Below are 15,106 nucleotides of genomic sequence, written 5' to 3' on the forward strand. Positions count from 1 at the left end.
AAGCCATCATGTTTCACATACATTTAGCACTATTTTCATGTGTGCAAAGTAAATCTGGAAATTGACGGTAAAAAAATTGGCAAATGTCACCTACCTCAGGATCATGTAAATATCGCGGTCGAGGAAGCGTCACTTTTCTTTCTTCGATCACTGTCATCGGTTTTTCACTTAAAAATATGATTCTATCTGCAATAGCGACGGCTTCAGTTAAGTCATGGGTAACATATAATATGCTTGAATGCATTTGTTGTTGAAGAATCAACAACTTCTGGCGTAACTGCTCTGCCGAAGGTGCATCTAAAGACGCAAAGGGTTCATCCATGAGTAACACCTCTGGGTTAAACATAAATGCTCTGGCTAAGGCGACCCGCTTGGTCATGCCACCGGATAATTGTTTCGAATAGGCATTCTCATGACCTTCCATACCAACCAGTTTAAGGATTTCCAACGCATCTTGCTCAACCCTTTGTTTATCCTTTCGGCCTTCAGCAACCAATACGACATTTTCCAATACGGTCAACCAAGGCATCAATCGCGCCTCTTGAAACATTAAACCGATATTATGCATTGCACAATTTGGACTAGTGATAGTGCCTTCAAATTGCTCATCAAGACCAGCAATAAGATTGAGCAAGGTACTTTTACCCGCACCCGATGGACCAATTAAGGCTACAATTTCGTTTTCGTCCACCGAAAAATTCAGGTTTTTAATTATGCTGACACCAGCTTCAAAAACTTTGTTATGAATATCTACAGTTAACATTTTCGCCACCTCGTTACTTTGCGTTCCCAGGGTCTTAAAATCAGCCCTTCAACGGTGTAAATAATTGCAGCAAAAGCAAAGGTATATGCCAAAATACTGGTGATATCGAAAAACTGAAAAAAGTTACCCAGTTGAAAACCAACACCGTTACTGCAGCCAACCAACTCCACAACTAATACAATTTTCCAAACTAACGCTAGCCCCGTTCTCGCTGCTGCTAAAAAATATGGATAGAGCTGTGGTAGATATACTTTTGTTAACGTTCGCTGCCAGGGTAATTGATAGACTTTCGCTACCTCCATCAGACTTTTATCGATGGCTTTTGCTCCCTCACGTAAAGTGACAGCAACATTGGGCGCTTTGTTCAAAATAACTGCTAACACTGCAGAAAATTCATTTAGCCCGAACCACATAAAGCACAAAATGATGGTGACCAGTGCAGGTATATTTAGGGCCAAAGTGAGTAGGCTATCCAGCCAAATATCAACCTTTTTGAAATAGCCCATGAGCAGACCAATAATCGAACCCAGCAACATAGCAATGACGAAACTGAACATCACTCGTTGTAGAGTTACTCCCAAATGATAGGGCAGTTCATTTGATGCAATATGTTCAATAAGCGCGTTAAAGACCGCTGTTGGCGACGGCAACATTTGTACTGCAAAAAACCATACACTTAATTGCCAAAGACCCAACAATAGTAATAACGAGGCAATACGAATAAACGTATTTCCTTGGAAACCCTTAGATTTAACTTGAATTGGCTTTGTAGCTTTATCTAACACTGGTGTGACGCCAGAAGATATCATCTGGAAGCCCTCCCAAGTTGCCCGTCAAAGCATGTTGACTGTCATTTGCCTTGATGAGTTGAAATAGAGCGTCTATTTGTACTTTTTGCGATTGCACAAATGTATCGGGAATACCTTGTCGATATCCATCCATTAAAAAGGGTTGCACTTGCGCGGAGTACTTTTTGCTAAACGTGGGGATTTGCCGCCAAATATCGTCGTCATGTTTCATAAGTTGGCGAGCTTGCGCGGACATGCTCAAAAAAAGATTGATGGTTTCACTATTTTTATCCGCCCATTGTTGTTTGAATACCCAACCTAAAACAGGCACTTGACCTTCGACGTTTAGGGCATTCAATACTTCGGGCATGGTCACTAAAGACGGCATCCCCTGTGCGTTCAATTGCGCAGCGTAATGCCAGAAATTAATAACCGCATCTAAATCGCCTTTCGCGATTAGCGCGTTGAGCATCGGCGGGGCGGCGAACTTTACCGTCACATCGCGAGCGAGATCTAAATTGGCTTGCTGCTTTAAGAATGCTCGGTACAGCACCCAATTTTTATTGGTATTGCCCCCCGCAATGCCAATGGTTTTACCACGTAAATCAGCAAGTTCATGAATATTTGATTGGGGATGAGTAACAAGCGCACCAGCCGCGGTGGAATAGGGGTAAAAATAAAAGTCGCGGTTTGCTTCTTTTTGCCGTGCCACCCACAACCAATCATTAAGAATGACATCGATTGAACCGCCTTGTAAGGCAACTAACAGCGCTTGCGGTGAACCTAACGGAATTCGTTCAACCTCAAGGTTATATTGTTTTGCTAATTGTAATTTTTCTAAAACATCCATTTCCCAATTAAGGGTGCCATATTTTAAAACCCCAACACGGATAGTGTTACTAGCCTGAGCCGTTGCACTAAGCAACAACACCAAGAACAAAACTAAAGCGGTTGGAACTCGCATATATACTCCGGTTGTTTTAAACGGGATGAGTGTTAATCATCAACCTAAGTTGTTATTCGCTAAGCGAAAAAGGTTTCCGCACTGGGTGCGGAAACCCCCACTTACGCCTTTTTCAAGGCAACGCTTTTAGAAAAAGCCCAATGGGTTAATGTCATAGCTAACCAATAAGTTCTTGGTTTGTTGATAATGACCTAACGCCATCTTATGATTTTCACGGCCTACGCCTGATTTTTTATAGCCACCAAATGCAGCGTGGGCAGGGTAAGCGTGGTAGCAGTTAGTCCATACTCGACCCGCTTGAATTGCGCGTCCCATTCTGTATGAACGGTTCATGTCACGAGTCCATAAACCTGCGCCTAGACCAAATTCAGAATGGTTAGCAATTGCCAAAGCTTCTGCTTCGTCTTTAAAGGTAGTCACACCGACCACTGGACCAAAAATTTCTTCTTGGAACACGCGCATATCATTGCGACCTTTTAGCAAAGTAGGTTCAACATAAAAACCTTTGCTGAAACCTTCAATCATTGCAGGGCCACCGCCGATAAGTACTTCAGCACCCTCTTTTTTACCAATATCTAGGTAACTTAGAATTTTGTCATATTGCTGTTCTGAAGCCTGCGCACCCACTTGGGTTTCTGTATCCAATGGGTTGCCACGTTTAATTTGCTGCGTACGCGCAACTACCAGTGAAATGAAATCATCGTAAATGGATTCTTGAATCAATGCTCTAGAAGGACAGGTACATACTTCACCTTGGTTGAAGAATGCCAACACAGTTCCTTCAACACATTTGCTTAGATATTCATCTTCATGATTCATTACGTCTTCAAAGTAGATATTTGGAGACTTACCACCTAACTCAACGGTAGAAGGTATGATGTTTTCAGCCGCACATTTAAGAATATGAGAACCAATTGGTGTAGAACCGGTGAATGCAATTTTTGCAATACGTTTGCTGGTTGCTAAAGCTTCACCCGCTTCTTTACCAAAACCATTTACAATATTTAGCACCCCTGGTGGCAATAAATCACCAATCAGTTCCATCAGTACCAGAATCGACGCTGGAGTTTGTTCTGCTGGTTTCATGACCACACAGTTACCCGCCGCCAATGCTGGGCTCAATTTCCAAGCAGCCATCAGAAGTGGGAAGTTCCAAGGGATAATTTGGCCAACAACGCCTAGCGGTTCATGGAAGTGATAAGCGATGGTGTTCTCATCAATTTCACTCATATTGCCTTCTTGAGCACGCAAACATCCTGCAAAATAGCGAAAGTGGTCGACACATAACGGAATATCTGCGTTTAAAGTTTCACGCACAGCTTTACCGTTATCCCAAGTTTCAGCAACCGCCAGCATTTCAAGATTTTGCTCAATACGGTCAGCAATTTTCAAAAGCGTATTAGAGCGGTCAGTTGCAGACGTTTTGCCCCAAGCATCTTTTGCTCTATGTGCTGCATCTAGGGCTAAGTTAATGTCTTCCTCAGTTGAACGAGGAATTGAACAAAAGACCTCATTGTTAACAGGCGATACGTTATCAAAGTATTGTCCTTTGACCGGTGCGACCCATTCGCCACCAATGTAGTTGCCATACTGTTGTTTAAAAGTTACGAGTGAATTTTCTTGTCCAGGTTGTGCATATATCATTTTGTTAACTCCGGTGTTCATATTTAGTAAAAGCGTTACCAGTTTGCCGGACTTTGCACCTTCAACTCAGAATTGAGTTGGCAGTCACACCGGCACCGGCTGCCGGAAAATAATTTTTGCCCCTACCTAGGGGCAAAAATTGAAAGCTATTGGTTAAAAGTTCACAATGGCTCCAAGGGCGATGGACTTAACCTCTTCGCTCGCATCACCAATGGATATTTCATTCATGTCGTATTCGACAACAAAGGTCACTGCGCTGTTATAACTATGGAACCACGCGACTTGAGCGCCATCCATTTCCCAAGGGGTTTGAGTTTCAACTTCAGTATTGCCATACGACAAGACAAATCGATTAGCGCCAGTTTTATATGAGCCTTGCACTAGATAGCCACTGCTATCCACTTCATTTCCGTCTTCATATAACAAGTTTTGTAAACCTAAAGCGTTATCTGTGGGACCGAGCAACAAACCGATGGCTTCCCCAGTAAAACCAGAGGCGTTTAGCGCGAAGCCACCCATATTGAGTTTTGCACCATAAGAATAGCCTGTGGAATCAACGTCACCTTGAATGTCGCTCTCAGTGCTTTGCGAAAGAAAACCGACAAAGGCATTGAACATTCCGTCTTCAAACTTGCTGGTGTAAGTTAATTCTCCCTCAATTCTTGGCGTGCTCTCTTCACTCGAACGACCTGGGCCTGTGTCAGTAGAAGTATTAGCAGGGTCGATCAAGCCAATGGCTAATTTAAAACCGCCGGCAAATTCAGGTGAACGATACGTAATTTGAGCCGTTGGCATTGGATAGGTGTAACCTGTACCAATATTTCCAAACGAGACTCCTTGCCCATCAATCAAACCGAGGGTGTCGTTAACGTTGCCGTAACCTTGTAATATTTCGTCTAGAAAAATATTAGAACGGTTAAATAAGGTAAAATCTTTGCCTATTAATACCTGCCCCCAATCAAAATCCAAAGTGGCATAAAACTGACGGACATCGATTCCTGTTGAGGTTACGCCTGTATTACTGTCATTTATTGTGACCCAAAAAGAAGAGCGCCCACCAACCTTAACGCCGTCAATTTCTTTGCTAAAATTCATACCCACATAGTTAGGTAGAAAGCCCATTTTGACTCTAGACTGGTCGCGATCTATTCCTGATATGTCGTTGTCTGTGCTGCTAGACACGTAAAATGTATTGAAAGACGCATCAACTGTGACACTTGCCACCTCTGGATCGTCATAAATTGTTATTGCTGCAGAAGCTGCGCCGCTAACTAAGCCTAAAACTGCCAAACTAACTTTAGTAAATGTAAATTTATTCATGTTCATGTGTACCCTGTTTGATTGTTAGTATTATTGGTTGAGCAACATGAACTATCTATCCCGGGTTACTCCAACCCTATGCATCGATACGTTGCCGACGCACTTTTTTTGTTGATTTAGTATTGTTTGCTAACGGCAAATTAGAAACTCGTCGATTGGGCTCTTTGTGTTGCACTTTAGTCCTCAAAAAGAAAGCGACTAAAGATCTAGTTCTAAAGTAGTAGCCAATGGAAGTAGTTCGATTAGGGCTGGAAAGTATTAGAAAAACAGTGCGTAAAGTGCAGGCTCGTTAACTACTAATTAACACAAAATAAACATATGATTCAGTAACTAATGTCACCCTAGAATTGTGGCATCGTAAGTGTCAAACTGCGCTCCCAAATTATGTTTAAGAAGGCTGTATTCATATGATTTTTCTAACTAAAACCCTTCAGCAAGTATCACCACTTACTCGCTTAAGTGAATCAATTCGACTTTCACACTTAGGTTTAGTCGCCTGTTTATTGCCATTCTCCGGGATCGCGCAGGAATCGCCCGATGGAATAGAAAGAATTACAACTACAGCCACTAGAGTTGCAACCAACACTTCCAACTTGCCATATGTAGTAAGTACAGTAGACGAGCAAACATTAGGGTTGCTAGCTCCCACTCATATCGAAGAAGCCCTTAGCTTCATTGCCGGCGCTGGGGTGCAACGAGGAAATGGCCAAGAATATCTACCCGCCCTGCGTTCGCAAGTAATGGCTGGTTCAGGTGCTTGTGGTGGCATTCTCACCGCAGAAGATGGCATACCTTTGCGGGCCGCGGGATTTTGTAATATCAACGAGCTTTTTGAAGCCCACAGTGAAATGGCTCAAAGCATAGATGTTATCAAAGGGCCGGGCTCTGCATTTTACGGTTCAAATGCCGTACACGGAGTCATAAACGTAATCACACCAGACACCACAGTAGATGCAGGGTTATTCGGTATAGATTACGGTTCTTACGGATATAATCGATACAAGTTTCGACAAGGTGCAGACTTCGGTAACTCGGGGATCGGTATCAATGCCAGTGTCACCCGCGATTCAGGATATCGAGATGAAGAAAGTGTCGACCAAGAAAAAGTTAACCTACGCCATCGTTTTGAAGCTGATAACTTGACCCTCACCACTGGACTCACTTATACCAATTTAGACCAAGAAACCGCCGGCTATATTACTGGTTTCGAAAGTTACAAAGACGAAGACTTAGCACAGGCCAACGAAAACCCAGAAGCCTTTAGAAAAGCCAAGTCTTTTAGATTATGGTCAAACGCACTTTGGAATTTAAGCGACCAAGATGTGCTCTCCATAACACCTTATATGCGTAACCAAAACATGTCGTTCTTAATGCATTTTTTACCTGGCACACCGATGGAAGAAAATGAACAAGACGGCTTTGGTGTGCAGTCAATGTGGAAACACAGCGCTTCTGACAACCTCACCGTTAGCCTAGGTTTAGATGCAGAACAAACCGATGGAAGTATGCGCCAATATCAAGATGCTGAAACCGAAGGTTCTGCGTTTTTAACAGCAACGGTACCCATTGGAATGCATTATGATTATGATGTCGAAGCCACCTTATATGCACCTTTTATATCAGTGGATTGGCAGCAAGATAATTGGTTAGTGTCATTCGGTTTACGCTACGAAAATATGAATTACGACTACACCAATAATATGTTAAGTGGCCGCACAAAAGACGATGGTACTGAATGTAGTTTCGGTGGTTGCCGCTACAGTCGCCCACCTTCTTCTGAAAACAGCTATAGCAATACTTCCCCAAAGCTCGGTATCCGTTATCAGTTTTCTCAGCACACACAATTTTACGCCAACTTATCCCGAGGCTATCGCGCACCACAAGCAACAGAACTCTATCGCCTGCAACGGGAACAAGAAGTCGCCGATTTAGACTCTGAAACAGTGACAAATGCCGAAGTTGGGGTAAAAGGACAATTTGATGGACTGAGTTATGTAGTATCCATCTATAACATGAATAAAGACAACTTCATCTTTAGGGATAGTGACTACTACAATGTGAACGATGGTGAATCAAGACACCGGGGAATTGAGTTAGAGTTACAATATCAATTAGCCGAAAACTGGGATTTGATGGTAGCTGCAAGCTACGCTAAACATACCTACTCCTATAGCCAAATTCTCAGTGACATTGATATCAATGGCAACTACATTGATACCGCGCCAAAAACCATCGCTAATACGCGCCTAGGGTGGGATATTAATGCATCAGCCAGAGCCGAATTAGAATGGGAGCACATGGGCAACTATTACACTGATCCTGAGAACCTTCACCGTTATGATGGCCATGATGTATTAAATTTAAGAGCCTCAATGCAAGTTACTGACGCGCTCACGTTATTTGCCAGAATCAACAATTTAACCGATACCAGTTATGCAGAAAGAGCGGATTACACCAGTTTTGGTGGAGATCGTTATTTCCCTGGTAGACCTAGAAACCTGATGATGTCACTAGATTACAAATGGTAGACATAGAAATAAGAGCAGTGACAATGAATTGTTAATGCTCAATATCATCATTTTTGCGGCAGTGTTTCACTGCCGCATTTATTTAACCTGAACTAGTCTTTCAAGATAAGCCTTTTACAACATAAATGTCCTATCTGGAATGATTGGAGAACATATATGAAGAAAATTATAGTTGTAGGAGGAGGCGCTGGCGGCCTTGAAATAGTCAAACGCCTTAGTCAAAAGCTAGGGAAAAAAAACAAAGCAGAAATCATTTTGGTTGATAAAAGCCAGAATCATGTCTGGAAACCGCTTTTACATGAAGTCGCGGCAGGTGTTATTGATAAAAATTCAGATGGCATCAACTATCGAATTCATGCAGTTGCCAACAAATATCAATTTCAACTGGGCAATATGTGCCACATCGACAAACAAAATCAACAAATAGAACTTGCGCCTTTGTATGATGAAAATGCGCAGTTAATCTTACCTAAACGCACTTTACAGTATGACACCCTAGTTCTTGCTATTGGCAGTGTTTGCAATGACTTTGGTACACCAGGAGTAGCCGATCACTGCTATTTCCTCGATTCACTCGCGCAAGCAGAAAGCTTCCATAAAGCTTTGCTTAATCAACTTCTGCGGATTAACCAAAAAGGTGTAGAAAGTAAACCATTACATGTCGCAATAGTAGGTGGTGGCGCTACCGGTACGGAATTAGCCGCTCAACTGCACCACGTCGCCAATCTCGCCAGAGCCTATGGCATGCCGGAAATGTCTGCCGCTAAATTAACGGTAACTATTATTGAAGCTGGAGAGCGTATTCTTCCAGCATTACCCGAAAAAATCACTAACTCAGCTCGTCAGGCCTTAACCAAGCTGGGGATAAAGGTTTTAGAAGGTACAAAAGTTATTTCGGCGCAAAAAGAGGGGTTCATGACAAGCGATAATGAGTTGATTGAAGCCGATTTAATGGTCTGGTCAGCGGGTGTAAAAGCACCTGACTTTATCACTCAACTGGGGATCTTTGAAACCAATCGCGCGAATCAAATTTTGGTTACGCCTTATTTAAAAAGCACCTTAGATGAAAATATATATGCCATTGGTGATTGCTGTGGGTTCCAACAAGAAGATGGCCGTTGGGTGCCTCCACGGGCGCAATCAGCTCACCAAATGGCCAGTACTGCAGCAACCAATATAATCAATGAATTTAAGCATAAACCGGCACAAAAATATCAATACAAAGACTATGGCTCATTGGTGCATTTGAGCAAATACAGCACCGTGGGAAATTTGATGGGTGCACTGTCAAATAGCAGTATGTTTATAGAAGGGCGGTTAGCCAAATTGGTATATGTATCCCTTTATAATATGCACCTATTCGCTATTCACGGCTGGTTTAAAGGGATATTTATTTTGTTTTTCCGCAAAGTCAGGAACATTGTGGGTCCCAAGTTGAAACTTCACTAAGCGCCACTTGCGCCGACACAAAAAAGCCCGATTTTGTCGGGCTTTTCTAGCACAGCTTAATGTCGTATCTAACAAAGTATGAGTTTGTTTAAATTAACAACCTGTGATTGTTTGCGTGAAAGTAGGCTCCCTAGTCGATCGTGCTGACACATAACGAATCTTGCAGTTACTAGGGTCAGGAGCATCGTTAATTTGCACATCAATAGAACCTAGCTGGCCGCTGCAATTTCCGCCGACCCAAGTAAAACTGTCATCAATTTCAACAGCATTGGCAATCCCGCTAGGATGAGGGCAGGCATAACCACATCGCAAAGTAATAGATTCACTGCCCAACTCAATAGTAGGGTCAGTATCGCAATCGGTTTTTTTCTCGATTGTGGCTTTAAAGTGGACTAAATCAGACGCTGAGCGCAATGTTCCTTCCAAGCCATCTAATGTGGCCAATCGAGCATCTGTGCTGAAGAATATTGGTGGACAACTACAATCAGCTAATGATTTAGTCTACGCAAAGTCGGTGATTAAGCAGCAACACAACAAAGATAGAGATTCTGATCCTGAAGATGGTGAAACAGGTGTAACTGTGAACGGTGTATTTATCGCTACCGTCTATGGTACTCCATGGATATACTCTGGTACTGCGCTAACCAATTTCATGGACATTGATATACTTGACCAAGGTTACAATGAACATACTGAAATCTGCGAGTACAGTGGGGATTTTTGTTTTATGTATTTCAACACTAGTTCAGCCCCAGCGACTTTAGATTTATCTTTTTCTCCCGGTGTGGCAAGTATCATCTATCCAAAATCGAAGAGTGTCGCAGACGATTGCTTCGCCTATCATATTTTTGATAGAACAGACAACACTGCGCGGGCGGGTTCTGTTACCACAGGATGCTAATTAAATTTAGCATCCCTATTTGGCACCTCAGATTTCTACTCAGCACTAAGTAATTGCCAAAACAATTAGCAATATGAATGCATATATTAAAAACGCATTCTTAGGCCGGCATTCACAATGAAACCGTCATTACGCGACCATATATCGGTAGTCCATTGACCATCAGGCGCTCTGATTAGTAATACCAATGGATCTTCTTTGGTCTGGCGGATACCCAGAAGGTTTTCCGCATTCACAAACCAACTAAATTGACCTAAGGTTATTTCGCCCAACAAACCAAGATGCCAATAAGGTTTACTTTCAGAACGATAGGGATTACCGCTTAATCGCTGTTTTCCGGTGTAATAGGCTTCAAAACCAATCCGGCCTTTCCCGTGCTGTTCCCACATTGCTACCAAACCCGCAGAATGTTTAGGAGTGAGCTTGATACGTTGACGCTGGTTAGTTGTTTGATCAACCTCGGTGGCATCTAAAAAGAGATAGCTGGCGGTGACTTTAAAATCCTGCCATTTATAACGCAGCATTAATTCTGAACCGTAAATCCTTGATTCACCTTGCGCATTTACTAAACGCACGCGGTCTAGGGGACCATCGATTTCAGATGCATAAGCTTCTAATTCTGTGACATGCTCAACATTTGATGCGAAAAAAGTAACGTTTGCTTCTAACTGATCAAATTGACGCCCAATATCCAATGAAGAGGTAACCGCCGTTTCTTCTTGAATGTTTTGAAGCGGTGCCAAGCGTGATAGGCCAGCAGCTTCGATTTCTTCCACAAAGGGCGTTGGTGCAAAATAGCCACGGCCATAAGATGCTCTAACGGTCCAATCTTGCGGACGGTATAACACTGATACTCGAGGGCTCAACTGGCTGCCATACTCGCTGTGATCATCTAAACGCATACTTAATGAAGTTGATACCTGCTCGCTGAATTCATAATCAGCTTGGGCAAATAATCCTGGGACATCAAAGGTGTAATCAAACTCAGGATAATATTCTGACTCAAAACTATCTGACTGCATGGCTAGGCCAACTACCCATTGCGATTTATCGGTATAACCAGACAGAGTACTTTCCAATAAATAACTCTCATGGCGATCTTCATCTAGGTCTTCACCAAATTGTTTATCGTGTTTCTGCAGCATCGCAGAACCGCGCACATTCCAGGTTAAGACATCCCCTAAAGGTCCGGTAGCAATGATGCCACTATCGATTCGCTCACTGTCTTGAGTTTGTTCGAAAAAACTTCCATCGGGCAAGGTATAACCTTCGAGGGTGCCACCTTGACGATTTTCAGTCATGTAGCCTGCGGTAGCATAAACAGTCGCGCCATTTTCTCCTTCCCAAAATAAGCGAGGTCGAGCGGTATAGCGTTCATAGCCAGCCATATCAATCCAACCGTCATCATCAAAATCTTGTGTGCTTTGATGATGGCCACCAGCGGTCAAAGATACGCCTAAAGAATCATTTACCGGAGTAGCTAAATAAGTGGTGACGTCTTGTCCATCTCGGGAAGTAAAATTAAATAACACTTCTCCTTCGGCTTCATCTGAAGGTCTGCGAGAGACGAGATTGATCACGCCGCCCATTGCTGAACCACCATAAAGCGAAGAAGCTGAGCCTTTGATGATTTCAACACGGGCTAAATCAGTTGGCGGAATTTGTAACAAACCAATAGAAGCAGCTTGCCCACCATAAAGGGCTAAACCATCATTTAGCAACTGCGTATAACGACCATAAAGCCCCTGCAAACGAATATTAGCACTGCCTAATGCCGGAGATGTGGTTTGAACTCTTACGCCCCCTGTTTCGGCCACTAGCATAGAAATATTACCCGGGCGCATCATGGCTTTTTCTTCGAGCTCTTCTTGGTTAATCACTTCTATTCGAACAGGTTCATCGGTAACGTTGCGACCAACCCGCGTAGAGGAAACAGTGATAGTTTCAACCTCGTCGTCATGCTCGTCATGCTCGTCGTGCTCGTCATGCTCGTCGTGCTCGTCAGCATCATTAAGTTGATTTCCAGCAAACTGTCTATTTGTTTCCTGTTGCGAAGATTGCTGAACCTTAGATGAGACATTTTCAGATTCGAGCGGGTTACCCTGTGATTTAAATGAACCGAGCAAACTTAGGGTAAGGATGAGTATAAGAGAGGGTCTGGTGGAATAATAACAACGCACAGTGATTAAATACCTTTAAACTAGAGTGTGTGAAAATTGTCCCTGATGCGGGGCTCGAACAAAGAATAATATCACACGTAATCTCATTCACTTAACCGATTTTTGTGCGCAAATCGATTAAGTGAATTCGATTCCATAGTTCGTTCAGCTAAGCATCCCCTAAACTGAAGATTATTGAGGACTTGACACTAATCTAGAAGGCATAAGAGGCATACAAACGTAATGTTCGAGGCTGCCCAGGGCCAATAAATTCAGGTGATTCTATATCAGGGTATATGTCTCCTAATACTTCGTCAGCTTCACCATAGGTTCCAAAGGTCTCAAACTCCTCATCGAAGGCATTTTCTAGGCGGATAGCTAAATTAATACCATTTTCAAACCCATAACTGGCGGCTAGGTTTACAATTGTATAACCAGATAGTTGGCGGTTCTCATTAGCTTCATCTCCGCGGAAATATTGGCTTGAAGAATAGTTAATATCTGCGTTAAGAGCGAACGCTTCGCTAACCGCGTAATCAAAAGATATGCTTGCTTGAGTGGTTGGCTGACCAGGAATTTTGTCTCCCGGATTAACTTGTCGATTTGGCCCCAAAGGATTTTGCGGGCTAAACGACATAAATGACGATTCAAAAGTAGCCTGTAGATAACTAAATTGCGCGTCTATATCCAACTTGTCGATACTATGGGCTAAGCCCAACTCGATACCTTGGCGACGGGTTTTATCCACATTCACGAAGTAGCCAACTGAGGGACGATCACCGGCTTGTTGGAAGATAATATCGTCCTTACTGTCACTGCTATAAATAGCAGCGCTAAGTTGGCCATTCTGATATTGCCATTGAGCACCCAATTCAATGGTATTAGTCACCACTTGCTCTAACGGAGGATCGGCAACAAAACCATTGGGTAATTTACACGGATCATCCTCATCAGCGCAACTTAACTCAGCAGGGCTAGGCGTTCGAGAGGATTGACTATAACTACTATAAACCGATAGATCACCAGTCTGATAATGGACAGCAAACGACGGATTGAAATGATTAAATTGATGTTCTCCATTTAGCGAGCCTGGACCAGTCTCTACACCGTCTACCATGTCAATATCTGAGCGATTGTAGCGACCCGATAGTTGCAACGACCATTGTTGGTTTAAAACGATGTTATCACTGAAAAACAGATGCAGATGGCGTACATCAGTTGTTAATCTAACCATAGAATCTAGGTCATATACTCCAATGCCCATCACATCGCGACTATCTTCGGCGCTATCGTTATTTAGTATGGCGAATTCAGTATCACTACTGAAATCAATTGAAGCCACATCAATCCCTAGTCCTGCAGTCCAATGATGCACTAGGCTGGCGGCTTCGACCTTGCCGCTTAGCTCTGCGCTGATACCTGAAGATTGATTTTTCGTTAAACTTGTATTGGCTGTGCCATCTATGTCGTCGGCATCAAATGATGAGATATCTTCAAGGGGGGTTAGCGCGGCATAATCCACAAAGTGTACAGCATCATCGGCTTCAAATTCGTCATCTTCTTCCGCCTCATCATCGCCCTCTAAATCGTCATCTAATTCTGCAATTTCGGCATCTTCATCTTCGACACAAAGGGTTTCACCAAAACCAATATCACACTCTTCATAATCACTATCGTCACCGTTGTAAGTGACAATTTCATTTTTCCGATAATAAGCGTTTACCACTAAATTGGTGTCTTCAGAGAGCGTCCATTGATTTTTCAAACTAATAAAGCGTAGCGCAGTTTCAGTTTGATCAGGCCGAGTAAAGATTGCGTCGCGTCCTTCAAATGGAATTAACTCAACAGGAATAGCGCCATTACCAATTAACCTATTATCGCTCGCAGCTAGGGTCAACTCTGAAAAGTGGTTATCGCCTTGGTAGCTAATTGTTGAAAATAGCTGTTTTATTTCGCTATCAGAATAGTCTCGCCAGCCATCTTCTTGGTAAGAGTTGACGTTCACATAGTAAGCCCACTCTTCATTGTTACCACCGGATTCAAAGTTCATTCCTTGCTGACCAAAATCTCCTGCTTGCAGACTTATTTTATTCTGTTCAAAGTTAAAACCGTTTTTAGAACGCAAAACCAATGCGCCACCAAGGGTGTTTTGACCAAACAATGGATTCGCACCAGCGACTAGGGAAACTTGCTCTAATGCCGATGTTGGCAACAAATCCCAATTCACGGTGTCACCAAATGGTTCGTTGAAGCGTGTACCGTTTAAATATACCGATAATCCTTGAGGAAGACCTAACAAAGGCGATGCGGTAAAACCACGATATTGTACATCTGGTTGAAATGGATTATTAGTCACATCATTGATCGACACACTAAATAACTGGCTATCAAGTAAACGAGCCAAAGACGGACCATATTGAGGCGCTAAATCAGAACTGTCTAGTACCTGATTGACAGGATATATACTCCCAACACTTTGCACACTAAGAGGGGATACTCCGGTGATAACTAGCTTTTCAATAATTTCAGGTCCGGGCTGCTGAGCCATCGTAGAAAAACTCATTATCAGCATCGAAAATGATACGCTCCG

At 42.9% G+C, this 15,106-nt stretch carries 11 protein-coding genes; 3 read left to right on the forward strand and 8 right to left on the reverse strand.

Annotated features, from left to right (window positions below; genetic code table 11):
* Nucleotides 1-13: 13 nt before the first annotated feature.
* The 5 genes from ABWV72_RS01530 to ABWV72_RS01550 all read right to left on the reverse strand — a co-directional run bounded on the left by ABWV72_RS01530 (nt 14) and on the right by ABWV72_RS01550 (nt 5,479).
* Nucleotides 14-763 (reverse strand): ABC transporter ATP-binding protein, encoded by a 750-nt coding sequence (locus ABWV72_RS01530; RefSeq protein ID WP_353368401.1) that lies wholly within the window; start codon nt 761-763, stop codon nt 14-16.
* Entirely contained in the window at nt 757-1,572 is an 816-nt protein-coding gene (locus ABWV72_RS01535; protein ID WP_252729210.1) for an ABC transporter permease, read from the reverse strand. Before ABWV72_RS01535 ends, ABWV72_RS01530 begins: the two co-directional genes overlap by 7 nt.
* The gene (locus ABWV72_RS01540; RefSeq protein ID WP_216048697.1) at nt 1,538-2,515 is read right to left on the reverse strand and encodes an ABC transporter substrate-binding protein; all 978 of its coding nucleotides are present in this window, start codon (nt 2,513-2,515) and stop codon (nt 1,538-1,540) included. Before ABWV72_RS01540 ends, ABWV72_RS01535 begins: the two co-directional genes overlap by 35 nt.
* 126 nt (nt 2,516-2,641) lie before the next feature.
* A complete protein-coding gene (gene exaC / locus ABWV72_RS01545) occupies nt 2,642-4,159 on the reverse strand; it encodes an acetaldehyde dehydrogenase ExaC (protein WP_216048696.1) in 1,518 nt (505 codons plus the stop codon).
* 153 nt (nt 4,160-4,312) lie between these two features.
* Complete coding sequence (locus ABWV72_RS01550) at nt 4,313-5,479, reverse strand: porin (RefSeq protein WP_342805535.1); 1,167 nt, start codon at nt 5,477-5,479, stop codon at nt 4,313-4,315.
* 407 nt (nt 5,480-5,886) lie between these two features.
* Here ABWV72_RS01550 and ABWV72_RS01555 point away from each other — a divergent pair, with 407 nt between their 5' ends.
* Nucleotides 5,887-8,007 carry a TonB-dependent receptor gene (locus tag ABWV72_RS01555; RefSeq protein ID WP_216048694.1) on the forward strand — a complete coding sequence of 707 codons (2,121 nt, stop codon included), beginning with the start codon at nt 5,887-5,889 and terminating at the stop codon, nt 8,005-8,007.
* Between the two features lie 156 nt (nt 8,008-8,163).
* Nucleotides 8,164-9,456, forward strand: a complete 1,293-nt coding sequence (locus tag ABWV72_RS01560) for an NAD(P)/FAD-dependent oxidoreductase (protein ID WP_342805537.1) — start codon at nt 8,164-8,166, stop codon at nt 9,454-9,456.
* 93 nt (nt 9,457-9,549) lie between these two features.
* Here ABWV72_RS01560 and ABWV72_RS01565 read toward each other — a convergent pair whose 3' ends face one another.
* The gene (locus ABWV72_RS01565) at nt 9,550-9,900 is read right to left on the reverse strand and encodes a hypothetical protein (protein WP_353368402.1); all 351 of its coding nucleotides are present in this window, start codon (nt 9,898-9,900) and stop codon (nt 9,550-9,552) included.
* Between the two features lie 10 nt (nt 9,901-9,910).
* Between ABWV72_RS01565 and ABWV72_RS01570 the strand changes: the two genes are divergently transcribed.
* On the forward strand, nt 9,911-10,357 hold the full coding sequence (locus tag ABWV72_RS01570; RefSeq protein WP_353368403.1) for a hypothetical protein: 447 nt from the start codon (nt 9,911-9,913) through the stop codon (nt 10,355-10,357).
* 86 nt (nt 10,358-10,443) lie between these two features.
* On the opposite strand, the gene ABWV72_RS01575 is transcribed toward ABWV72_RS01570, so the two are convergent.
* Nucleotides 10,444-12,537 carry a TonB-dependent receptor plug domain-containing protein gene (locus ABWV72_RS01575; protein ID WP_353368404.1) on the reverse strand — a complete coding sequence of 698 codons (2,094 nt, stop codon included), beginning with the start codon at nt 12,535-12,537 and terminating at the stop codon, nt 10,444-10,446.
* A gap of 193 nt (nt 12,538-12,730) precedes the next feature.
* Nucleotides 12,731-15,064 carry a TonB-dependent receptor gene (locus ABWV72_RS01580; protein ID WP_353368405.1) on the reverse strand — a complete coding sequence of 778 codons (2,334 nt, stop codon included), beginning with the start codon at nt 15,062-15,064 and terminating at the stop codon, nt 12,731-12,733.
* Between the last annotated feature and the right edge of the window lie 42 nt (nt 15,065-15,106).

This window comes from Aliiglaciecola sp. NS0011-25 (genome assembly GCF_040370605.1).
Lineage (GTDB): Bacteria > Pseudomonadota > Gammaproteobacteria > Enterobacterales > Alteromonadaceae > Aliiglaciecola > Aliiglaciecola lipolytica_A.